Raw genomic sequence first — 23,725 nt, 5'->3', positions numbered from 1 at the left:
TGAGTTTGTCCCAATTATTCGTGCTCTTTACTTATTGAGTTTTTTCGTGATATAGTGAATAGGAAGAAAATGCACTTTTCAAGGATGAGGGCAAGGAGGAGCACCTATGATAAGCGACAAAGTAAGCTCACAGGCATCCACGACACAGGCTGCTCAGACAAAACCGGCAACCACAACGGCGGCCGCCAAGACCGATACGGCGGCAAAACCGGCAGAGAGCAAGCCCCAGGAGCAGGGGGACAATGTGGCCCTCACCGATCAGGCCCAGAAGGACGCTGAAAAGGCGCGTGTTGAGAAGGAGCGCCAGGAGGCCCTTGCCCAGGCAGAAAAGGAGCGCCAGGAAAAGCTGAAAGCCCTCGAGGAAGAGGAGAAGCGTAAGCAGGAAGAGATCAACGCCCAGCAGCTTGAAGAGCAGGAGAAGCTCAAGAAGGAGGAAGCCCTCAAGGCCGAAGTTGAAGCCAAGAAAAAAGCAATAGAGGAGGAGGCGGCCAAGAAGAATGCGGCCATCGAGGAAAAATACCAGACCGACATGACAAAGGCCCAGGGGCCTACCATGCCCGCGAATTTCAATGATATGACGCCCGAGCAGCAGTACAATTACCTCCATGACGTGGCAGTGGCCATGGCAGGCGGTGACGAGAGCCAGTGGCGCACCGGAGAGAATGAGCTGAACCTCATCGGCATAAGGAGCTGGCAGAATGGCCAGGCGGGCTCCACGGAAGGGAACAAGTACAACGATACCATCTACGCCGTGAGGATGGTGAACGGGAACCCCGAGGTATATGCCTTCAATGGCACCGTTGATGCGGGGAGGGACCCCGGCGGCACGGGGTACGGTTACAGCGGGCCCGAGGGAAGCGGGTTCTCCCACGTGGCGGACGGCTCCTACCCCATAGGCACCTTTGAGAAGCGGGGCGGCGGCAAGTGGGGTGTTGACACCACCCTGGGGCAGTCGGGCGACGTGCGGATCAATGTGGATTTCAACAATGACGCGGTAATCCAGGACAACGAACGGCTCAACAAGACAGAAGGCGCCGGGTGGGGCATCTATTTCCATCCGGGCGGCAGCGGAGAGAATGTGGGCTCGTGGTCTGCCGGCTGCCAGGTGATAAGGCCTGATCAGTACGGCACCTTCCAGTCCCTTATCCAGCAGGATCCCAACAAGCAGTTCGGCTACACTCTCGTGGACAGCGCCAACCTCCCGCCGGTGAACTCCGCCATGGAGGCCGTCGGAGTGCCCAATACCCCCGTTGCCACAGGCACGGGAGGGGTTTCGATCACGCCGCACGGAACAGCTCCGGCGGCGACAGGAGGAACTGCAGCGCCTTATCACGAGACGGCTCCTTACACTGCCCATGCGCCCGAAGGCTACATGCCGCCCGAGTATGGCTCGCCATACGGCGCCCAGGCCCCGGATTCCATGGCTTTCAATCCGCAGGGAGCGAATATCGACGAGCAGCTTACCCTTCTCTGTGAAGAGGCCATGAAAGAGATAGAGTCCCAGCAGGCCCTTATCCAGGGAGGCGGCCAGGCCCAGTGGGGGAATGCCACGCTTGCCCTCTACTACACCTACTACCAGGCTCTTTTCCAGGAGCTTCCCCTCAAGCCGGAGACGGAGCAGCTCATCAATACGACGCTGGCAAAGGCGGGAATCGATGCGCCCCGTATCAAGGAGATGGTGAGCGAGCAGAAGCAGTCGCTCCAGGCCAATCCCCTCGCAGGCCAATATTTCCAGGGAGGCATGCAGCAGATATAGAAGGGTCCTTGAGGTTCTGATAAGCGGCATTGGCCGGGTGCTCAGTGCCGCTTTTATTTTCATAGTGTGTGCGGCGCTGTTCCACTTCCCTCATCAGGCGCAGCACGTTCCCTCCCAGGATTTTCCTTATGTCTTCCTCTTTGTAGCCCCTCTTGAGGAGATGGTAGGTAATAAGGGGAAAGTGCGCCGCGTTCTCGAGGCCTGCGGGGTAGCTTCCCGCGCCGTCATAATCACTCCCCAGCCCCACGTGATCGGCACCGACGAGCTTTACCGCGTAGTCGATATGGTTGATGAGCACCTCAACAGGAACAGGGGGAGGCAGCTCCCTGTTCCAGAGGGCTGTGAGCTCTGCGCGGTAGCGCGCAGGATCATCCCGGTATTTTTTCTTGAGGCGCTCCTTTTCGGGCTTGATCTTCTCCCTCAGCAGGGCAATCTTTTTTAAAAAGCCTTCATCAAGGTATTCGGAATAGAAGGTGATCTGTACAAGGCCGCCTTTCGCGGCAAGGGCTTTCATCATCTCGTCGGAGAGGTTTCGGGGATGGGAGCAGAGAGCCCTCACCGACGAATGGGATGCCATGACGGGTGCCTCGGAAAGGTCCATAACCTGGCGGAACGCCTCGTCGGAGATATGGGAGACGTCGATGATCATTCCCAGGCGGTTCATCTCCCTCACCACGCTCCTCCCGAAGGGGCTCAGCCCGTGGAACCGGGCTTTCTGCGCCGTCGAGGAATCACAGATATCGTTGTTCTCTATGTGGGTAAGCGTGATGTACCGGACTCCCAGGCGGTAGAAATCGCGGAGGAGGCCCAGGCTCCCCTCGAGGGGTCCTCCGTTTTCCATGCCGATGAGAATTGCCTTTTTGCCTGTGCTGTGGACTCTCACTATGTCATCGGCCGAAAAGGCAAGCTCAGCTTTTTTCCGGTTTTTCCCGGCCTGCAGGTAGATCTCGTCAATAATCTCCAGGGCTTTTTTCGCCGGGCCTTTCCCGTCAAGCGAGTTGGGGACGAAGACGGCAAAAAAGGAGGCGCTGAGGCCGCCTTCGATCATCTTGGGAATATCGACTTCCGAATCTTTCGAGCCTGTGCCGATGTCCAAATGCTCATCGACCATCAGGAGCGGCGTGTCGCAATGCGTGTCTATCACTATGGCGCCGCGGTGGATTGCCAGGGCTCTTTGCCAGAGGGCAGGGTCCCGCGCCTCGCCTGCCGGGGAGGCCTCTCTGCAAAGCACGGCGAAAAGCATGCCTGCAAGGAAAGCAGCCAGCCTCTTCATGGGCGCTATTTGGTCTCCCGGGGCGGCACGAGGAAGTTGAGCCTTCCCTCTATGCGGGCCGACTCCTCCGTGAGGGGCGAGTGCTTCTCCATATAGGCTTTGAAGGCGTCGATGCAGAGGCCGTTGTAGGCAGCATTCTTCCCTGCAAGGAAGGTGCCGTAGCCGTTGGCGCCTGCGGCGAGAAAATCATCGACGGTGACGCGGTAAGTCTTGCCTTCATCGAGCGCTGCGCCGTTCACCCTGATGTTGGAGACCTTGCTCCCCGTTTTCTTGCGGGGATCGATATCCATCGTGAGGCCCGAGACCTGCATGTTCCCTTTTTTGCGGGCCGAGCTGTTTTCCATTATCTCCTTGATCTGGGTCCCTGTAAGCTCAATGGTTACCATGTACTTATCAAAGGGCATCACCCGGTAAAGATCGCCGAAGTTGATGTCGCCTTTCATTATCTGGTCACGGATGGCGCCGGAGTTCTGCATGGCGATGTCAGCGCCGGTAGACTCCCTGATGGCATCGCACACCACGTTCCCCATGACGGTCTCAAAGACTTTTTTCCTGTCGTGGGTAAGATCTACATCGGTATTACCCACGGGGACTCCCATGGTCTCCTGGGCTTCCTTCACGACTGGGGCGATGATTCTTTCCACGTCGGCGTCAGGCTTTATGTCCTTGCTCGAGACGGGGATGAGGACATTCTTGAAGGACAGGATCTCCCCGCTCTCATCGTCAAGGGAGAGCGAGAGGCTTCCCAGGGCCACGCCGCCCGTGCCTGACTGCACGATGAGGGTGTTGCCCACCTTTTTGGGCTCTGCAAGCGCCGTGTGACTGTGGCCTCCCACAATGACGTCAATCTCGGGTACGGCCTTCGCGAGCTTCTCATCGGCGGCGTCGCCCTCGTGGGAGAGCACTATGAAAAGCTCCGCGCCTTCCTTCTTGAGCTCGGGGAGGAGCTTCTTTACCGTTGAAGCCGTATCGTTGAAGGTGAGCCCCTCTATATTCCTGGGGTCCACGGTGCCGGGCGTCTCCGGGGTAATAAGGCCGATAATCCCCACTTTGAGGCCATTGACGTCCTTGATGGTATAAGGCTTCGCGCCGCTTATGATATCGCCGTCCTCAATGATGTTGGCACCCAGGATGGGAAAGGAGGCACGGCTCATCATCTCGCTCAAGGCTTTTCTTCCCCAGTCAAACTCATGGTTTCCTATCTCTGCGGCATCGTAGCGAAGGCTGTTCATCACGTCAATAAGGGTCTTGCCCCTGGTGAGCTTTGATTCATAGGAGCCCTGCCCCCAGTCGCCCCCGTCAAGCAGGACAAAGTTCCCGCCGCTCTCTTCCTCTCTCTTCCTGATGAGCCCTCCCAGGTAAGCCACTCCCCCCTCGGTATTCCCGGGGTTTTTCTCGTCGGGCTTGGGAGTGATGGCGCCGTGGATATCGTTGGTGTAAAGGATGTCCAGGGAGCCGAGGGTAGTGGCGAAAGGCGGGGGGACCATCGAGCATGCATGGCGCGATGAGGTTCCCAGGGCCATTGAGACCTCGTCTCTTGCGCAGAATATGGGCTTTTCACCTGGAATAGCAAGGGACGTGTATGAGGTTTCCTTGTGAAACTTTGCAGCAGTGCTGTCGTAGCTGTCGCCGGGGGCATCGGGAGCCTCTTCCCCGGGGTTTTGCTGGGGAGGCTTGCTGAAGCCGGTGAGGGGAGCTGAAGGAAGTCCGGTGCGTTCTATGTGCATGCTATCACCTGTTCCAATGGAATATTCACAATGGCACAGGACATTATACCACAGGCCTGCTGCTTTATCTATGAACAATTCGTAACTTTTTCTCCATTCCGTTCCCGGGACCCTGACAGGCAGGAGCCACAGGGGAAAAAGAGAAAGAATCTGGAAAGGAGAGTACTTCCATGGCCGGTGAAGTGAAAAATGCCCCCCCCTCGGAGATCATGCAGGTCATTATCGGCACGGCAGGCCATGTCGATCATGGGAAGACCTGCCTTGTGAAAGCCCTCACGGGATGCGATACGGACCGCCTCCCCGAGGAGAAGCTCCGCGGCCTCTCCATAGACCTGGGCTTTGCCCCCTGCCGCCTGCCGGGAAACCGCATCGTCGGAATCGTCGATGTGCCGGGCCACGAGGACTTCATAAGGAACATGATTGCCGGGGCTGCCTCGATAGATGTCCTCATGCTTGTCATTGCGGCAAACGACGGCATCATGCCCCAGACTCGGGAGCACCTGCAGATTGTGCAGCTTCTTAAAACTCCCCTTGTGATGGTGGTCCTCACCAAGGTCGATCTGGTCGATGCCGAAATCCGCGAGACGGTGACCCTCGAGGTAAGGGAGTTCCTGGCGAGGAACGGCTATCCCGATGCGCCCTTGATCCCTTTCTCGTCGGTGACGGGAGAGGGGTATCAGCAGGTGAGGCGCACCATAGACAAGCTTGCGTCGCAGGTCTCCTTTGCTCCCGATGCAAGGGCATTCCGGATGAACGTGGAGCGCGTCTTTTCAGCGAAAGGATACGGCACGGTAGTGACAGGGATCCCCATATCGGGCTGCGGCCATATCGGCGACACTGTCGAGCTTCACCCGGCACGCCGCCATTACGTCATCAGGTCCATCCAGGCTTACAAGCATGATCTGGATATCGCCCCTGCCCACGCATGCGCCGCCATCAACCTTCGTGACATTGAAGCGGAGATAGTGGCAAGGGGCATGACCATCGGGGCTCCGGGGCTCTATGGGGCAACCTCGTCAGCGGTGGCGAGCCTGAAAAATACGACAGATTCATTGAAGCTGCCGAGGCTCTCCGATGCGTGGTTTCTTTCCGGCACCTCGAAGACAAGGGTTAAGGTGAGGCTCCTGGAGGGCTCGCAGCTTCCGCCTGGTGTTGAGACCTTTGTGCACATGGCTCTGGAAGAGCCTGTGGTGCTTGCTGCAGGAGACCGCTATGTGATAAGGCTTCTTAATCCCATGGTGACCTTCGGCGGGGGCGATATCCTCTCCACGGCGCCTTTCCATAAGAAAAAAACGGCGCCCAACTTCCTGGAAGTGCTGCAGAAGGCCCACCTGGCGGCCCTCGAGGGGAACCTTCTGCTCTGTGAGCTTATGGCGGGCTCCTTCACGGTAGTCACGAAAGGCGATCTCGCCGAAAAGGCCCATATGGAGGAAAAGGATGCAGCGCCGGCTCTCAAGGCCCTGATGGAGAGCGGCAGCCTCATTGACGTTGGCGGGGGAGCCTTCCTGGTGAGGGAGAGGCTTCCTCTTGTCGAGAGCCAGATGGTAAAGATACTTGAGGGATACCACCGCACCAAGCCCATGTCATGGGGAATTGATACACCGTACGTGTGCCGCCTCATGGGGATTGAAGCGCGAAGCCTTCCGAAGCTCCCTGAGGTGCTGGCGGCCGGAGGGAGGATCGTTTTCCGTCATAACCGCTATGCTCTTCCCGATTTCAAGCCCTCTCTCAAGAGCTTTGACATGGAGCTCAAGGAAAAGATCCTGTCTTTTATTGAAAAGGGAGGCCTTGACGCCCAGGCCCAGGGAACCATCATGGAGCGATTCGGCCTTGATGCCGGAAAGCTCTCCCAGTTTCTCCGGCTTCTGATAGAAGAAGGGCAGGTGAGGCTCTTCGGGAACCATGTCATCCATGTCCGCCACTATGAAGCCATAAGGGAAAAGCTCCTGGAGCTTTTCAGGAGCCGGGAGTCGGTCACCATCGCCGAGTTACGCGCAAGCCTCGGATCGGGGAGGCATTATGCCGTTGACCTCCTGGAGTCCTTTGATACCGAGGGGATGACGCGCCGCGTAAATGGCGGGCGCGTCCTGGTGAAAACATGGAAGAAAGCCTTTGAGCCGCCCATCTGAGGGGGGAAAGGAAAAGCACCTGTGGATATTGATCTTCTTGGGGTCCCTATTGATCTCGGCGCGGGGAGGAGAGGCGTTGACATGGGTCCCTCGGCACTCCGCATAGCCGGCGTCTCTGGAAAGCTCCGCTCCCTCGGCCACTCTGTTGCTGACCTGGGTGATCTCCCGGTGAAAATCCAGGAGCGCCAGCGCATTTTCGATCAGCGGGCCCGGTACCTCCCCGAGATTGCAAGAGTGGCGGGGCTTCTTGCGGGAAAAACCGAGGCAATCCTGGCAAAGCGCCATTTTCCGCTCATACTGGGAGGCGACCACTCCATATCAATCGGCTCGATCAGCGGAATAGCCGCATACTGCAGAAAGATCGGCAGATCTGCGGGAGTTCTCTGGATTGACGCCCATGGAGATTTCAACACGCCGGAGACGTCGCCTTCCGGGAATATTCACGGCATGGCTGCCGCGGTGGTGACTGGTCTTGGGCCGGCAAGACTCGCTTCAGTGGCGGGGAGCTTCCCGAAGATTGCTCCGGAGCACCTGGTCATCATGGGGGTCAGAACGGTTGACGGCGGGGAAAGAAGCCTTATTGCCGGCCATGGGGTGACGGTCTATACCATGGAGGATGTGGACCGCCTGGGAATGCACCGCGTGATGGAGCGCGCTCTTGCCTCCCTCTCCCGGAGCGTGGATTACCTTCACGTGAGTTTTGACGTGGACAGCGTCGATCCCCTTTATGCCCCCGGTGTGGGCACGCCGGTCCGGGGCGGACTCTCGTACCGCGAGGCGCACCTGGTTATGGAGATGATAGCCGAGACAGGGAAGATGACCTCAATGGACGTCGTGGAAGTGAACCCCATCCTGGATAACGGCAACAAGTCAGCAGAGCTTGCCGTGGAGCTGGCCCATTCGGCCTTCGGTAAGACGATACTATGATACGGGAGCCTTTATACCTCGGAAGGCGGCGGCTCATTGAGCACCAGCCAGTAAAGGCCGAGCTGTCTTATTGATTCCGCAAACTGCGTGAAGTCCACTGGTTTTCTTATATAGCTGTTTGCGCCCAGGTCATAGCTTTCCGCCACGTCCTGCTCCTCGCTCGAGGTGGTGAGGATCACCACGGGGAGCCGTTTTGTCCTGCTGTCGGCCCTGATGCGCCTGAGCACCTCAAGACCGTCCATCTTGGGGAGCTTCAGGTCAAGCAGCACGAGTGTCGGCATGAGGGATGTGTCCCTGCCGCCATGGGGACCTGTCCCGAAGAGATAGTCGAGGGCATCCTGCCCGTCCTCGGCCACGACGAGCCTGTTCCCGATGTGGTGCTTTTCGAGGGCTCTCCTGGTGAGCCCTATATCGCTCTCGTTGTCCTCCACAAGAAGGATGGTTTTTTGATCCATGGCGTCTCCTTTCAATTTCCGTAATCATGGCCTTTCCCATAGCGTGAAGAAGAAGGCAGAGCCTTTCTCCGGCTCAGACTCAGCCCAGATGTCCCCTCCGTGGCGGGTGATGATGCGCTTCACCGTGGCGAGCCCGATGCCGGTCCCGGGGAAATGTGATGGGCGGTGCAGGCGCTGAAAGGGTGCAAAAAGCTTCCCGGCATAGGCCATGTCGAAGCCTGCCCCGTTGTCCCTGACAAAATAGACGGTTTTGCCGCTCTTTTCCTCTTTGCCCACCTCAATGAGCGCTTCATCGCATTTCCCGGTGAATTTCCAGGCATTGTCGAGGAGGTTTAAGAGGGCAATAGTGAGGAGCCTGTCATCTCCTTCCACGGTAAGGCCGGGGGCAATGATTGTCACTGCGCGGCGGCTGCGGTCCCTTTCGCGCAGGCTGTCCATATGTGCCGACGCAATGGCGCTCAGGCTGATCTTCTCGTGGCTTATGTCGGCCCGGGTGACGCGGGAGAGCTGAAGGAGCGCATCGATAAGCTGCCCCATGCGCTGTGTCTCTGACCTTACGCGCATGAGGTACTGCCTCCCTTCCTCGTTGAGAGCGCTTCCATAGTCCTCTATCAGTGCCAGGCTCCACCCGTCAATGCCGCGCAGAGGGGACCGCAGGTCGTGGGAGACCGAGTGGGCGAAGGCATCGAGCTCCCTGTTTGATGCCTCAAGCTCCATGGTGCGCTCCCTGACGCGCTCCTCAAGCTCCTCATTGAGCTTCTTTATCTTCTCTTCAATGCGGACGCGCTCCGTGATGTCCTGGTTTACCACGACTACGCCTGAAATCTTTCCCTGTTCGTCGAGCAGTGGCAGTGCCGAGTCAAGGATTATCTTCCTGGTGCCGTCAAAGCACGCGATCTCGATTTCATCATCAATAATGGACTCACCTTTCCTGAATGCCCGCGCGGCTGTCCATTCCTCGGGCTCTATGGGCTCTCCCGAAGGACGCTTCCATCCCTTGTATTCCCCGAACTCTTCAACATTGATGTAAAGGGCCCCGGCCCATATTTTCCTGCCCGCGGGATTGCCGAAAATGATCGTTCCCCTCTGGTCAAGGATCCAGATGCCCACAGGGAGGTTATCAAAGACCGTTGAGAGGAGCGCCTCGCGCTCCCGCAGGGCTTCTCCTGCCCGACTGCGCTCGCTCTCCATCTTCGACTGGCTCAAGACAAAGCGGGCCTCCCGCCTTTCCCAGAGGAGCAGGATGCCGAGGAGCGAGGCGATGATGAGCATGATGCCTGTGAAAATGCTGGTGTAAAGGCGTGCCTTGAGAGGGCTGAGGATCTCGCTTGAGTCCATTTTTGCCACAAGATACCACGGCGAGTCGGGCACTGGGGTTATGGCGGCAAGCACATCGGTGCCCCGGTAATCTTTCCCCTTCACTGTTCCTTGTATTCCCCGGACTGCCATGGCAGCAGGGAGCTCCCCGCTGCCTGCGGAGAGGTGGAGTGAGAGCGCCGTGTTCTCTCTGTGGCGCAGCTCGTTAAGGAACAGGACATTTTCTCCCTCCTTCCTGACAAGAAGCGTCTCGGCTGTCGTGCTTGTCGTGGGCCATGACTGGATGAAGGGGAAGATCTCCTGGGCATAGATGCGCAGGAATATGACGCCGGCAAAGGACGCTTTCTTATCATCTCCCTGCATGACAGGCGCCGCGGCGTCAAGAAAGATTTCGCCCTCTTTTCCCTGGCGGTAAAAGTCCGAGAATACGGCCCCGCCGGAGCCAAGCACCCTTGAAAGCGCAGCTTTTTCCTCTTCCTCGAGCCTTGTTTCGGCAGAGTCAGCCTTTGCGATAACTGTTCCGGAGGTGTCTGTGAGAAAAACATGATTGTATCTGTAGATGTTCTTGTAGAGTGTCAGGATCTCTTCGGTTTTCCGGGCTGCTTCAGGTGAAGCGGATTGAGTGAGGGGAGGCAGGTCTTGGCCGAGAGAAGCAAGGGAGGCTGCGGCCATCCGCGCGTCATCAATGCGCTCATTGCGCCACCGGGTTATTTCCGTCACTTTGAGGTTTGCAATGGCCGTGAGGTCTTTCTCCGCATCCCGCTCTGTCACTGACTTGACATGGGTATAGGAAAGAAAACCTATAAAAAAGATCCCCAGCACAAGCAGCGCAAAGACCGCGAAGAGGGCGGGGGGAAAGGGGCGGTTCTTCAGTGCCGGGTGCCGCATTGTTCCTAGTTTCTTGCTCAGCGCTCTTTTTTCCTTTTCCGAGGAGGCGCCGTAAGAGGAACTCTCACCCGTGGCGGCAAAGAACTAAAGGGAGGCAGTGGCATTTTAAAGAGGCAGGTTGAAGGAATGGCCAATTTTACTGAGCTCACCGCAATACTCTCAGAGATCACCTGGGATGAGAGGGATCTGCACTTTGTCCACCCCGACGAAATGCCTTCGAGGATAGAAGCGCTGGGGAGGAGAGGCGTCCGGGGGATAAGAATCGGCCTTTCAAGGCGGGGCCGGGATATCTTTGCCCTTGAGGCGGGGAAGGGGCCCCGGGTAATCGTGGCCGCGGCCGGGAGCCACGCCGATGAGCCCACGGGCACCGTGACGCTCCTTGTTCTGGCAGGTGAGCTTGCAGACCTTCAGCAAAGGGGCTTCATGGCGGACTGCACTTTTTGCTTCATTCCACAGCTTGATCCCGACGGGACTGACCTCAACTGGCGCTGGATGAAAGGCCCCTATTCCTACAGGGAGTATACCCTATACCGCTACCGCCAGAATGACCCCGCACAGGATGTGGAGCACGGGATCCCCCTTTTCGAGGAGCAGCAGATGAGGCCCGAGGTGGAGGCGTTCAAGCGTTATGTGGACGGGCTGCCCTCAACGGAGTATTTTGCCTCCCTCCACACGACCCATGTGCTGGGCGGCGCCGTCTTCCTCATCGAGGCTGACGAATGCGCTGATTTTGCGCCCATAATGGGCTTCCTGAGGGAAAGGGCCTCTGAGTCCGGCCTTGCAATGGATGATGCCGACCTTCATGGCCTCTACGGCATCAGGAAGCTCGCTCCCGGCTTCCTCACCTCCTCCCGCCACGAGGACATGAGCGAGTACTACAGGGACAATCCTGAGATGGGGCGCAAAGTGAAGATGTCCCTGATCCAGTATATGAAGAGATGCCGCGGCGCAAAGCTTGCCCTCATCGCCGAGCTCCCTTTTCTCGTTGACGAGGAGTTCAACTGCAACGAGGAGACTGAGTTCTCCCTGGTGGACTACTGGAAAGAGATAATACGCCATAAGGAGAAAACGCTTTCGGCGATGGTGAGCCTGTGGGAGAGCCTCAGGGAATATGCCGTGACAGGGGAGAATGCCTTCTGGCATGACTACTATGAGTTCATGCTCGCGAGGGAGCCCGGTGAGATCAAGGCTCTCCGCGGATCGCTCGGGCGCTTCGAGGGGAAGAAGGCTGCCATGCGCCACCTGTACAGCCTTTTCCTCGGGAGGTTTCATGATCAGGTCATGCTGAGCCTCATGGCGATGAGGAGGCTCCAGGGCCTCGGAGATGTAAAGGCTCTTAAGGCGCGGGCTGGATTTGAGAGGGATTTTGAGAAGGCATGGAATGAGTATGAAAAAAGGATGACGTACCGGGTGCTCCCCCTGGCAGAACAGGTGAAGCTCCAGGGGGCGATGATCCTGGCGGGGCTGCTTCTGGAGTGAGTGAATGCCCCGTTGGGAGAGCCCCGGATTTCGACAAACAAAAGGAGAGCCGCGCGTAGTGCAACTCCCCTGTCACTGCAGGTAAAATACAGTCCTCAGCCCTTTCAAGCAAGAAGCCCTTCCAGGTCGATTCCTGCTAAATGGACGTGAGAGTCTGTATGGCTTCTTTGCCCCCGTCCGTGATAAACCAGATATAGAATGTTCCCGTAAAACCAATTGAAGAATTAAGTGTGAAGGTTACCGAAGTGTCATTCCATGCAGAGACAGTGCAGGGAGTGACAACGGCTGTAGTACCGTCCAAGATGAATATTGAGCCAGAAATTGTACCAAAGTTGGTGCCTGTGAGCGTCAATGGGCCTGTCGATGAAGATAAGATGCTCTGGGGAGCGCTCGTGATTTTAGGATCGGTAGCGGGATTGTAAATAGAGAAGGGCATGGTATTTGCCTTGAGCCCTGAATTGTCAGTGACCTGCACAACTACCGCCTCACCTGCAGCGAAGCCTGATGAAGGGACATTCCCTGTAATATTAGAGGCTCCCCAGCTTATGCCTGTCAGGTTATAGCCTTGCACCTTGGCTGTCCCGGCACCCTGAACAGCGCCGAAGTTTGTGCCATTGATGAGGAGAGGCTCACCTGGAATTAATGTCGATAATGGTCTTGTGGTGGTGATTGTGGGATCGGTGGTGGTGTTGTCAACATGCACAGGAAAGGCTAGAGAAGTCAAGCCGCCGTCTGTTGTCACTGTAATGCTCTCATTTGTATTTACAGTGAGACCGGATGGCGTGGCCAGAATTTGGGTATTACTCCAGGAGTTGACTGTCAAAGTACCGCTGCCGCTTATTGTTGCTGAACCAGTACCCTGAGCCGCGCCGAAGTTGGAGCCCGCAATGAGGATTTGTATGCCGTTTCGTAACGGTATCTTGCTCGCGTAGTTGATGATAGGATCGGTGTTCAACGTGACAGTATATGTGCTTGAATTTCCCCTTCCTGCCACATGCACGAAGACATCCATGCTCCCGCTCGTAAAATTGGAAGGCACTATGACGATTATCGTTCCGGTTGCCCATGAATTCACGGTAGCTGATATTGACTGGTTGCTTCCACTGATCAGGCCCACATATCCCTGACCCTGGGTGGCGCCAAAATTAGCGCCGGAGATAGTGATTGCGCCCCCTGCACTCGCCGGATCAGTAACGGTTGCAATTGAAGGTAAAGGAGCAACAGCCGAGCAGGAGATGACCAAGCACGATGAGGTGTAAGTGACCCCCCCGACCACGCGATTTACCGAAACGCAATAACTCTCTCCGTCTACGAGACTGGGTGAGGCACATACTATCTGAGTATCGCTCCACGAAGCATATGCAAAGGCAGAGATAAAAGATCCGTCAGAGATCTTCTCGAAGAGAACATAGCTGCTGCTACTTTTTGGGATGAGTGTGCCCCTTGTCGCGCCGAAGTTTGAGCCTGTCACAGTGATGAAATCACCGGGGGCAATCGTAGTGGGGCTCACATTTGAAAGGCTGGGGGTGTAGGACGTGCCTCCTCCACCGCCTCCTCCTCCGGGCGATGAGGTTGGTGATGGTGACGGCTGCGGCGATTCCGATGGTGATGGTGTCGGTGACGGCGACGGTGAGAGCGTCGGCGTGGGCATTATTGAAGGCGAAACAAGGGGCGACATGGTAGGCGTGAGCACCATGGTGACCTCGGGATTGTCGCCGGCGACTACGTCAACGTCGAAGGTGGACTCGGCGAGTGCCTCGTTAGAGGCGTTGCTTGCGAGGATCCTGATGGTCTTCCAGCCGATGGGTACGCCGTTGATAGTGGCTGTGGCCGTGTCACCCGTGGCGGGCTTGTCGATACGCACGGGGGGCACGGCGTTCTCGGTGGTGCCGCGCTCATAGATATAGATGGCAAAGTACGTGGTCCCCGCGGGGATCTCACGCATGAGGATCGCTTCTTTTCCCCCGGGAATACCGCCCTGGAGTTTCACGATTCCCTCGGTGCCCTTTTTGGGGAAGGGTACCGTTATTTCCATTTTAGCGGTTCTCGCTCCGCCTCCCCAGAAGCCGCCGCCTCCGGAGCTTGAGCCGCCTCCCCCTCCACCGCATCCGCCGGCAAGGAGGCTCGCCATATAGAGGCACAGCATGAATATGGCAAGCTGCGCAGTAAATCCCGAAGCCAAGGGAACATTCCATTTTTTCACTATCCACGCACCCCCATCAATATGATAGATATATTATACACCCTTAAAGGGTGAAGAGTAAAGACGATAAGATGAGAGCCCTGCATAACTCGCGGTGAAAATGCCTGTGGGAGATTTTGGACACAACATGCAGACTTCCGAAAAATAGGGGAACCTGCAGCCATGCAGCCTGTGAAGTGCCTGTCCTGTGGATCCTCCGCAGCTTGGGCTCCATTCCTGGAGTGCATCTGGGCTCGCCGGCCTCTTTTGCCACAACTCGCCCCTGCGGGGCTCACACAGTGGCAAAAGGATCGGCCGGCTTGCGCCCGATGCTCTTGCCATGAACTCCGCAGGCTGCTCCGGATTCCACAGGACAGGCAGAGAGCCTTCATGGACCCGAATTCTTTTGAAAATTTGACGATAACGCAGGTGAAAAGGAGTACGGCCCCCACGGTTATCCTATCGCAGCATTACTGAAAATGACCGTTCTCTCTTTCCTCTCCAATTTAAGCGACAAACAGACAGAGAACTATGTGAGAGACAATATGCCTGCCCGGTTCTTCGTCGGTCTGGGACTCCATCAGGATGTGCCCAGGGTGCTTATGCGTGCACCGCGCATTGGCATCACACTGGGTAAAATTCAGGTTATGCGGGAAACACGGTATATTCCCCGCTATTGCCATAAGAAAGCATGGGACGGAGCATAAATCCAAGAAGCTCAATGAAAACTGGGAAAATCTCAAGGCTCAGCCTTTTTACAAAAAGGGGCTGGCCTTGAGATACAGGATAGAACAGAAGTTCGGTGAAGACAAGATGTTTCACGGTCTCAGATGGACGAGGTTCAGAGGCATTCGCAAGGTAGCATTTCAGGTTGTATTTACGTTCCTGGCGATGAATTTTAAGAGAATAATGAATTTACTGGATTCAACGACAAGGAGGAACTTGAAATTTTCGAGCGCATAGGGGTTAGTATGCCCTTATGCCGGTTTTGCCGGCATAAGGGGTGAATTCGGGTAAATTATTGCCTCAAAATGCTCCAAAACCCGCAACTTTTTAACCAAAAGCAGGCATGTGGAGCAAAGCTGACAGATTACATTTCATTGTGCAGGGGTCTCGGACAGGGCGATGATTCTGGCGGGGCTGCTTCTGGAGTAGGGTTCCCCGGGAGAAATAAAAAGGGAGCCGCTTTTGCGCGGCCCCCACTGGTCATGTTGCTGTTACTTGTAATGGATTACTGTGCCTTCAGAGCCTACCGCATAGACATTGCTGCTCGAGGTGCCCCACACGGCGCGTAGACTGTGGGGAGCAGCACCACTGCTTTGAGTACTCCAAGTGCTCCCATTGTAGTGGATTACGGTGCCGTTGTTACCGACAGCGAATACGTCGCTCCCCGAGGAGCCCCATACACCGAAAAGATCCTCTGATGTGGGAATTCCCGTCATGGGAGTCCATGCAGAGCCGCAAAAATGGACTATCGTGCCGGTCTGACCGACGACGAAAATATCTGAGGCTGATGAGCCCCAGATGTCATTGAGCTTTTTGCCCGAGATTGAATAGACAATACTCCAGCCTGTGCCACTATTGTAATAAACAAGCCCTGAGCCTCCGGCGGACTGATCATAACCTGCCACCCATCCCTGAGTGGAGCTGGTACCCCAGGCTCCATAGCCGTCAAAGTTCGTGTTTGGCGAAGCAGTGGTGGGTATGTCATTGTGAATCCATGTGTTTACACCGTTCAATGTAAGCCCGTATCCCATGCCACCGGTGGCAAATATCGTGGAGCTGTTGAATCCAAGCATTTTATAGATCGCCGCTGAAGTACCTCCTCCAATTGAGTTGTTATTCCATCCTGAACTTCCGTCAAAATGCAGAATCCTCGTGCTGAGAGAGCTATTATACATATAGTCGCCGCCAAAATAGACATCGGTGGCGCTGCTTCCCCAGACGGTATTGAAGACATATGACGAAGGATATGGATCCAATGTGGGAACGCTTATATTTGACCACGAGGAGCCGTTGTAATGCCCTATTCCCCCTGAATCACCGCAGATATAAATATCAGAGGCACCTGTGCCCCACACATCCCACCACTGTGGGGGATTTGAGTTCCACATGCCTTCCATGCCTGATGGGCCGGCAAGGGTATTGCCGTCATAGGTCCTCACCTGGCCGCCATCGCCGACGGCAACCACGTGGTCGGAGGCACTGCCGCATACCGCGTTGAAATTGATGTTGATACTCTGAGTCTGCATCTGCTTTAGGGCTGGTGTTGCATTGAAATAATAGATGTTGTTCGAGGGAGATGATGGATTATAGTCCATTGCGAAAAATCGTCTGTTCGGAGCGCTGCAGAGCCAGAGCCCTCGAATTGCATATCCTAGATTAATCGGTGTGAGAGTATTCCATGCACCCCCATTATAATGATATTCATTTCCGTCAGTACAGCCTGCATATATGTCATTGCCCGCATATCCATAAATGCACGTGCCGGTCTGACCGGCCGAGGGCAGGGAGGGAAGACTGCTGAAGCTTCCCACACTTGGATTTCCTCCGTAAAAAATCCCGTTTTGGCCTATCGCGTAATAAAATGGAGCGGATGTTCCCCAGACCGCCTTGAAGTCGTCAGAAATTGAAGGAGAAATGGTTTTATCGGCCCAGATGGTACCGTTAAACCACACTATAGTTCCATCAGCACCTACTGCGGTGATGCTCGAGCCGTTGATTCCAAAGATTCCGTATAAATTTGTGCTTGTGGGGTTTGTCTGAGTAGTCCATGATGAACCATTGTAATAAAGGATGACACCACCGTCACCAACGGCCCACACATATGATTTCCCGGCGACATGCTCGCCCCATATGGCGTTGAGATTAGCCGTCGTGAGGCTCGAGCTCGTCGAGTTGGTCCATGTCCTGGAGGACATGCTGAAATGTATTATAGTGCCGCCATCTCCCACGGCAAAGGTGTCTTTCAGGGTGGGATCGACCCACACGCCGTTGAGCTTGTTATTCGTTGGCTGCTGATTTTCCACATACCACGAGTAGGATGACCCGCCGCCCCCGCCGCCCCCGCCGCCCGAGGAGGCCGTGGTGAATGACCAGGTGTAGTCGGTGCCCATGGCATTTCCCGCGAGATCCTTAATCTGCCCTGAAAGGGTGACGGTGTAACTCGTCAGGCCCGTGAACTGCGTAGTGGGAATGAAAGTGACGGAGTTCCCCACGGTGGAGATGGTGCCTGAAACGGGAACGCCGCCTGCGGTGACTTTGAAGGTCGTGTCGTTCACCGTGGCGGGATCGATGTCTTTGGTAAAGACCACCGAGATAATCTCAGTGAGGGCAACACCGGTAGCTCCGCTCTGAGGCGATGTCGTCTGCACTTTGGGCGGCGTGGTGTCGGGCTTTTCTCCGGTAGTGAAAGACCAGGCTGAGTCTGAGCCCATGGCGACGCCTGCGCTGTTCTTCACTGAGCTGAAAATCTTCGCAGTGTAGGAAGTGAGGGGGGACAATGCTGCTCCGGGAGTAAAGACCGCCGTGCTTCCCGTGACGCTCACGGTGCCTGGTACTATCCCCGAGGGGCCTGTAAGGGTGAAGGTATCGGTAGTGAAGGAAGAGGGGTCCATCGTGGTGGTGAAAAACGCCGATATCTGCGTGTTGATGCTCACCCCGGTGGCCCCTGAAGGCGGGGTGGTGCTTGAGACGGAAGGGGGCTCGCTCAGGGGCACCAGCGTGACGGTGACCTCCGTGCCCGTGGTCCCCGCGACCACTTCGGCGTCGGAAGCCCCCTGGGCGAGCAGGTTTTTGCTGCTGTCGTAAGCCGCTATGCGGACCGTCTTCCACCCGATGGGCACGTTCTGGATGACCTGCGTCACTTCCTGGGAGCCGTCGGTGGGACTGTTGATGACCAGCGGATCAATGACTGCCGTGGTAGTGTCGAGCTCGCATACTGTTATCGTATAGAGAGCCACGTTGCTGGGAATGTATTTAGGGGCTGCCTTTGCATTCCCGGGGAAAGGCGCCGTGATCTCAATAATCCCCCGTGTTCCCTGCACGGTGCCCTGTTGTGATCCGCCGGCAGCGCTGCCTCCTCCACCTCCGCTGCCGCACCCCCCGATAATGAGGCCTGCCATACAGAGGCACACCATGAACATGGTAAGCTTTGCCATAAGTCCTGAATCCGACAAAACATTCCGTCTCTTCACTCTCCAAGCACCCCCGTAATTTTGATAGTCATATTATACACCCATAAGGAAGGTGAGTAAATATCAAATGATACAAAATCATATCATTTTCTCCTGCCTTCCCCCGTGGAATGGACGAGCCTTGTGAGGCCCCTGACGCTGTGGCAGTCAAGGCAGCGCATCTTTCCCGTGATGGTGTCGTGGGCCTTCACGGCCTCCTTCGTTGAGGGCACCATGGTGGCAAGGTCGTGGCACCGCGTGCAGTTCTGCTGGGGCAGCTCTTTTGCCAGCTTCTCCCTGAGCTCGAGGCGCCGTGCCCTCCACTTTTCCTGGTGTTTCGAGGGCTGCTCCGCGAAGTGGACGGCCACTTCACGGAGCCCGTTCATCTTTGCCTTCACCATGCCCGCCGTCCCCGGCGTAATATGGCATTCCCTGCAATGCACCTGGTAGCCTGAGCGGTTGATCCAGTGCGATGAGTGCTCAAGCTCCCCGAGAGTCTCCCTCATCTCGTGGCACTTCATGCAGAAAGATGTCTTCGAAGTCCATTCTATGGAAAATAAGGCAAGATACAAGAAAAGGACCCCCGCGAAAAAGGCTGCCGCGCAGAGGAGCCCTCTGGTCTTTACAAAGTCCCTGATTTTCCTCATCATAAGCGGGCCCATTCCTCTCTGTCATTGGCGGCAAAGGCCTTGGCCCTGCCCGAGAGGGCCGAGACGGCGCTTGCCGCGGCAGCCCTTGCGGTGATGTGGCAATTCTCAATAGTGGGGGCACCCATTATCTCCGTGCCGGCAAAGAAGATCCCTTTTGAGGCAACTGATTCCTGGAGCCTGTCGATAAGCCCCCCCGAGAGGAGCCCTGGCCGCGCCTGGAGCATGGCGTGGCCCCAGCGTGCCAGGGTGATCTTTTCAATGGCCTGCTCTTTCAGGCCCTGGGGGGCAAGGCGGGAGAGCAGATCGTCTTTTATCCTTACCCTGAGGTTGTGCATATAATCGTCGCTGAGAAGGAGCTTCCGCTGCCCGTCGAAGGGGTGGGGCGAATAGATGGTAATGACGGTTTTGTCCTGCCTTGATGGTTTCCCCTGCCTCTCGAGGGTCTTTTCCAGGGCCCAAGTGGCATTGACGAGGTCCTGGAAGGGCTTCTGCCGGTAAAAGGACTCGCCGGCTTTTCCTATGGTCCCGTAATCATTGAGGCAGTATGTATCCCAGTAGCTGGTGAATACCCTGCTGTTGATAAGGGCATTGGCGACCACGTAACCGCTGTAAGCAAGCTCTCCAAGACCTTGTCGCACGCTTTCCGGGAGCTCAGTGTTCAGGATGCGCCTGGTCACCGTGAGAGGGCAGGCCATTACCACGAAGCGGGCCTGGTAAGTCCTGTATGATGAGCTCCCCTCCTTTTCCCGGAAAGCGACGGTCACCGCGCTGGTCCGCGATTTCTCATCGAAAGCCACGTCAACGACGGGGTGGCCGCATTTGAGGCACCCTGCATCAAGGGATTCAATCTTGCGGGCAAGCATAGTGGAGATGCGGCCGTTGCCCCCGGGAAGCACTCCCACGCCGCCCTCGCTGAACTCCGCGGCAAACCAGTTGAGGGCCTGCCAGGCCGACACGTGGTAGGACGAGCAGCCAAACGACGAGTAGCAGTAATTTTCAATATACTCGCAGAGGAGGGGCGGGAAGGGCGCAGGAACCTTTACCACCTTTTTCCCTGCCTTGATGGTGCCTCCCTTCTCGATAAGCTCTCCCATGCTCAGCCTGTCAAGGGCCGTAAAATCAGCCTTTCCATAGGGCCCTCCCGGCTCAAAGGGAACACCGGGGTAGGTATTCTCCTCGATGTGGCGGAAAAATGAAAGGGCTTTCTCAAAAGCCGCTTTCTCGCCTTCAAAGCCTTTCCCCCTTCCCTTGACGAAGAGGTCGGGAAACCCTTTACTGCCTATGATGACTGAATCCTTGTCGGCCGACGAGGGCAGCACCATTGCATCGAGGACCCCGATCTCGCTGTAGAGCTTCCTGTCGGGCGTTCCAGGCTCAGGCACGTAAAAATATGCGGCGGAATTGGTGTAGGGGATGCCTGACCATTCGTATTCCTTGGAGGTGCCTCCCGGCTCGTCATCCATCTCAAATACCCTCACGGTGGCACCTTTTTCCCTTATCCGTGGATTGGTAAGCAGATAATAGGCCGTGTCGAGTCCCGCCACGCCTCCGCCCACGATGAGGATGTCGATTTTCTCGCCGACCGGCGTCGAAGGGTAGGAGCGGGCTCTCCCGTCGCGTTTTCTTCCCAGCAGCTCCGTGTGCATCTCTATAAAGTGAGCGTCACCCGAAAGGGGGCTTCCCTCCTCTTTTCCCACGGCGGCAAGAGCCGGCGTAAGGGGGCCGGCGGGCAGGGTGTCAAGGGCGACAAAGGCTGCGAGAGAGAGCGCCGAAAGGAGGAATCTCCTCCGTGATATAGGCTCCATTTCGTCCCCGCTCCTTTCTTCAGGTGATGAAGCTGTCCCTTCCCGAAACCCTTTCAGTCTCTTGCCCCATGGGCGCGCAGGATGTTCCCCACGTCGTTTCTCTTGAGGAGGTTGGCGTACCTGAGGGGGCTGTTTCCCTGCTTGTCGTGGCAGTTCACATCAGCACCCCTCTCGATGAGGAGCCTCACCACGTCAAGATGGTTTTTTCTCACCGCAATATGGAGGGCCGTCATTCCCAGGGTGTCCTGTATCAGGACATTGGCGCCCTGATCGAGAAGCACCTTCACCGCTTCCACCCTTCCGAGGCCTGAGAGGGTGTGAAGAGGTGTTTCTCCATAGTTATTGAGGGCTTCAAGCCGGGCTCCCTTTTTCAGCAGGAACTCAGCAATCCTGCCGTTCTTGGCCATATGGAGCGCCATTGAGCCGGTGGCGCTTTTCCCATAGATGTGAGCCCCTCTTTCGATGAGGAGCCCCGCCGCTTCCACCTGCCCTCCCCAGGAAGCCCAGTGGAGCGGCGAGAGGAGCCCATGGTCCCTTGCATTCACCATGGTCCTGTCCTTTGCCAGAAGCGCTTCTATGGCCCCGGTCTCGCCAATCATGGCGTACACGAAGATATCCATCACGGCGCCCTGCCGTCTCAGCACCTCAGCAATATCATAATGCTCTTTGAGAAGGGCGATTTTAATGGCGGTGAACTTCTCGCCGTCAAGGGCATTGATATCAGCGCCCTGCTCGATAAGGAACTGTGCGATTTCCAGCCTTCCTTCCCTGGCTGCCACGTGAAGTGGCATCGATTTGTGTTTGTCAGGGCTGTTCACAAGGCCCCTGTTATAAGTAAGCACGGCCTGCACCTCTCCAAAATCGCCTTCCCGTATTGCCTGGGAGAGTGATTCATCGGCACAGGCAGAGCCTGTGAAAAGGATAATGGTCAATAGCGCAAGGATAATGAACCGGGCCCCCACAGGCAGCCACCCCCCTGAAGTCTCTCAATGATGATTCGCCCTTTTTGGGGCTCTTCCCTCCGCTGGCTCATCGAAAAATAGGGACAGATAACTAATTTCCAGCAGGTTAAAATAGTCTCTGCCATGAAGCCCTGTGGTGCACCGTGAGTCCAGGGGAATTCTCCCGGCCGGCAGGCATTGTCTGCGTTCCGGTACACCTGTAGGACAATTCCAAACGCCGGTGGAAGAGGAGAATGTCCCCTGGACTCCTGGCATAAATTCAGTCCCTGCATTCGTGTATCGTCATCAGTGACCACATTTTCACTTTCGGCGGGGAAAGATGATGGTGAGGCGGTGGGGTGCCCGGCCCCTGATGATGAGATGGCCCTCGTGAACGCACCTGAGGTGGTGGGCCCTGCAGAGGGTGATGAGATTCGCTTCGGTTGTGGGGCCGCCGTGGGAGCGGAACCTGATGTGATGACCGTGGAGATTCCGCCGGCAACGGCAGCCGGGAGCCTGGCACTGGTAATGGTCCCGGGCGAGGACGCGGCTGTGGAGGTCCCTTTTTTCGGGAAGGTCCCAGGTTGCAAGGAAGGTATCAAGGAGGGCCTCGATGAAGAGGGGGAGTACCTCTCCGCCCTCGGCGGCCCCTTCCGGCCTGCAGGCTTCCCAGAGCCTCACGGCGTGGTTCCAGAGGGGGACAAGATCTTTTTTGATGAAGAAGCGGATGATGGCGCCCCGGTCTGAGGGATTTGATCCGAAGGTCCCTTCTTTCGGGGTCTCTCCCGAGAGGATCGAGAGAATCTCAGGGAGCTCAGAATGCTCCCTGCCCTGGGTGACCTTCCAGGCAACGGGGAAAGTCCCGTCCTGTGAGGGGAGGACCCCAAGTTCGTGTGCGAACATCTGGACTGCGGCATCCAAACCCATATCCCCATTGGGTTCTGTGCCATTCGAAGCAGGGGCGGGGACCCTCTTGACGGACCTCCCCGTGACGGCCACCTCGAAAGCCTCGGGTGCGATGCCCCACTTTTTGTGAACCGCTCTCTTCGCGAAGCGGAGAAACCCCTCGACGGCCTGCATGAGGGTGGCCACAGGGACCTCCCGGGCGTAGTCAAGCCACGCCCCCTGGACGCGGGTCCCCTCATTGAAGACCTTGGCAAGATGCCGCGCCTGCTCGGGCGTGAGCTTCCCCACCTTGACGAGGTCGAGCATATCCGGATACTCTAAATAGCTCCTTTCTGTTGAGATGAGGGAATACGCGGTGCTGCGGGACATCCCGAGGCGCTCCCTGGTGTAATGCCCCAGGGAGAGGAAGAGCATGTCCTTATAGAGTCCGAAATTGTTGAGAGTCCGCAGGAGCCTTCCCTGGTAGAAGGAGAGGGAGTGGCGGAGCGCCGCCATCGACCTCAGCCGTGCGAGCGTTTCGAAAGGATCGGCGGCAGGAGGCGCAGAGCCACCGGGAGCTTGAAACTCCGACGGAAGCTCCACCGTGACGGGCTTCCATGGCAAAAACTCCCACAGATGAGAGACCTCTTCGAGGTCCTTGTGGACCTGGCGGGCAAGCTCCTTGTCCCGCTCGCCGAAGGAGGCCTCGTCATCGGGGGAGCCGATGGCACCCGCCAGGGCGCCGAGGAGAAGGGCTTTCTCCTCGATAGCGGGATCGGCTCCGTTCTCCCTTGTGTCGGAAGCATCAAGGCTATTCCGAGAGTGTGCCCCCTCGCCGTGGGTGGCGCAGGCTCCCTGGGAGCCATTCCCCTGCAGGCGGCAGAGAGCAGCTCCCGCAGCTTCAGGAGCCCCCGGTTTCCCTGTCCCGGAATCGGAATCCTCCGGAGACTGCACCGTTGTGCCAGGATCCCCGATACCCCCGAGCGGCGCCGAAGCGGCGAACTCCGCAAGAAGGGCCTCCACGAAGCTCTCCGAAGGGAGCTCAGACTCCTCGATCCTGCGGAAGACCTCAAGGGCCCGATCCCATTTCGCGGCAACAGAAAAAGGAGCCCGCGCGCTTACGGCGAGGCTCTTTT

General features: G+C 56.9%; 15 protein-coding genes. 5 read left to right on the top strand and 10 right to left on the bottom strand.

From position 1 onward, the window contains the following. Positions 1-106 precede the first annotated feature (106 nt). Positions 107-1,756 (top strand): cell envelope integrity protein TolA, encoded by a 1,650-nt coding sequence (locus RDV48_10780; protein MDQ7823269.1) that lies wholly within the window; start codon positions 107-109, stop codon positions 1,754-1,756. Here RDV48_10780 and RDV48_10775 read toward each other — a convergent pair. Both RDV48_10775 and RDV48_10770 read right to left on the bottom strand, forming a co-directional pair. Further along, positions 1,668-3,029, bottom strand: coding sequence for a dipeptidase (locus RDV48_10775; GenBank protein ID MDQ7823268.1), 1,362 nt, complete (start codon positions 3,027-3,029; stop codon positions 1,668-1,670). The two genes, RDV48_10780 and RDV48_10775, sit on opposite strands and share 89 nt — an antisense overlap. A gap of 5 nt (positions 3,030-3,034) precedes the next feature. After that, a complete protein-coding gene (locus RDV48_10770) occupies positions 3,035-4,756 on the bottom strand; it encodes a bifunctional UDP-sugar hydrolase/5'-nucleotidase (protein ID MDQ7823267.1) in 1,722 nt (573 codons plus the stop codon). A gap of 170 nt (positions 4,757-4,926) precedes the next feature. Here RDV48_10770 and selB point away from each other — a divergent pair, with 170 nt between their 5' ends. Together selB and rocF are read left to right on the top strand one after the other, a co-directional pair. Then, entirely contained in the window at positions 4,927-6,885 is a 1,959-nt protein-coding gene (gene selB / locus RDV48_10765) for a selenocysteine-specific translation elongation factor (GenBank protein MDQ7823266.1), read from the top strand. A 21-nt stretch (positions 6,886-6,906) separates the two neighbouring features. Further along, positions 6,907-7,812: an arginase gene (rocF, locus tag RDV48_10760; GenBank protein MDQ7823265.1), complete on the top strand. Its 906-nt coding sequence runs from the start codon at positions 6,907-6,909 to the stop codon at positions 7,810-7,812. A gap of 11 nt (positions 7,813-7,823) precedes the next feature. Here the strand turns inward: rocF and RDV48_10755 are convergent, their stop codons facing one another. Further along, positions 7,824-8,267 carry a response regulator gene (locus RDV48_10755; GenBank protein MDQ7823264.1) on the bottom strand — a complete coding sequence of 148 codons (444 nt, stop codon included), beginning with the start codon at positions 8,265-8,267 and terminating at the stop codon, positions 7,824-7,826. 24 nt (positions 8,268-8,291) lie between these two features. Further along, complete coding sequence (locus tag RDV48_10750) at positions 8,292-10,472, bottom strand: ATP-binding protein (protein MDQ7823263.1); 2,181 nt, start codon at positions 10,470-10,472, stop codon at positions 8,292-8,294. Positions 10,473-10,598: 126 nt separating this feature from the next. Here RDV48_10750 and RDV48_10745 point away from each other — a divergent pair, with 126 nt between their 5' ends. Continuing rightward, positions 10,599-11,951: a M14 family zinc carboxypeptidase gene (locus tag RDV48_10745; GenBank protein ID MDQ7823262.1), complete on the top strand. Its 1,353-nt coding sequence runs from the start codon at positions 10,599-10,601 to the stop codon at positions 11,949-11,951. A gap of 136 nt (positions 11,952-12,087) precedes the next feature. On the opposite strand, the gene RDV48_10740 is transcribed toward RDV48_10745, so the two are convergent. Next, a complete protein-coding gene (locus RDV48_10740) occupies positions 12,088-14,154 on the bottom strand; it encodes an IPT/TIG domain-containing protein (protein MDQ7823261.1) in 2,067 nt (688 codons plus the stop codon). Between the two features lie 585 nt (positions 14,155-14,739). On the opposite strand from RDV48_10740, the gene RDV48_10735 reads away from it, so the two are divergent. Next, positions 14,740-15,096 (top strand): transposase, encoded by a 357-nt coding sequence (locus RDV48_10735; protein ID MDQ7823260.1) that lies wholly within the window; start codon positions 14,740-14,742, stop codon positions 15,094-15,096. Between the two features lie 254 nt (positions 15,097-15,350). On the opposite strand, the gene RDV48_10730 is transcribed toward RDV48_10735, so the two are convergent. The 5 genes from RDV48_10730 to RDV48_10710 form a co-directional block, all read right to left on the bottom strand. After that, positions 15,351-18,311 carry an Ig-like domain-containing protein gene (locus RDV48_10730; GenBank protein MDQ7823259.1) on the bottom strand — a complete coding sequence of 987 codons (2,961 nt, stop codon included), beginning with the start codon at positions 18,309-18,311 and terminating at the stop codon, positions 15,351-15,353. Positions 18,312-18,412: 101 nt separating this feature from the next. Beyond that, positions 18,413-18,958: a NapC/NirT family cytochrome c gene (locus RDV48_10725; GenBank protein MDQ7823258.1), complete on the bottom strand. Its 546-nt coding sequence runs from the start codon at positions 18,956-18,958 to the stop codon at positions 18,413-18,415. Then, positions 18,955-20,763, bottom strand: a complete 1,809-nt coding sequence (locus RDV48_10720; GenBank protein MDQ7823257.1) for an FAD-dependent oxidoreductase — start codon at positions 20,761-20,763, stop codon at positions 18,955-18,957. The genes RDV48_10725 and RDV48_10720 overlap by 4 nt, the downstream gene beginning before the upstream one ends. A gap of 53 nt (positions 20,764-20,816) precedes the next feature. Next, the gene (locus RDV48_10715) at positions 20,817-21,725 is read right to left on the bottom strand and encodes an ankyrin repeat domain-containing protein (GenBank protein MDQ7823256.1); all 909 of its coding nucleotides are present in this window, start codon (positions 21,723-21,725) and stop codon (positions 20,817-20,819) included. A 300-nt stretch (positions 21,726-22,025) separates the two neighbouring features. Next, on the bottom strand, positions 22,026-23,725 hold a 1,700-nt coding region (locus RDV48_10710), incomplete at its 5' end, for an HNH endonuclease signature motif containing protein (protein MDQ7823255.1).

The organism is Candidatus Eremiobacterota bacterium, from assembly GCA_031082125.1.
Classification (GTDB): Bacteria; Vulcanimicrobiota; CADAWZ01; order CADAWZ01; family Ess09-12; genus Ess09-12.
The sequence above is the reverse complement of the archived record's forward strand: the minus strand, read 5'-3'. Positions and strand labels throughout refer to the sequence as shown.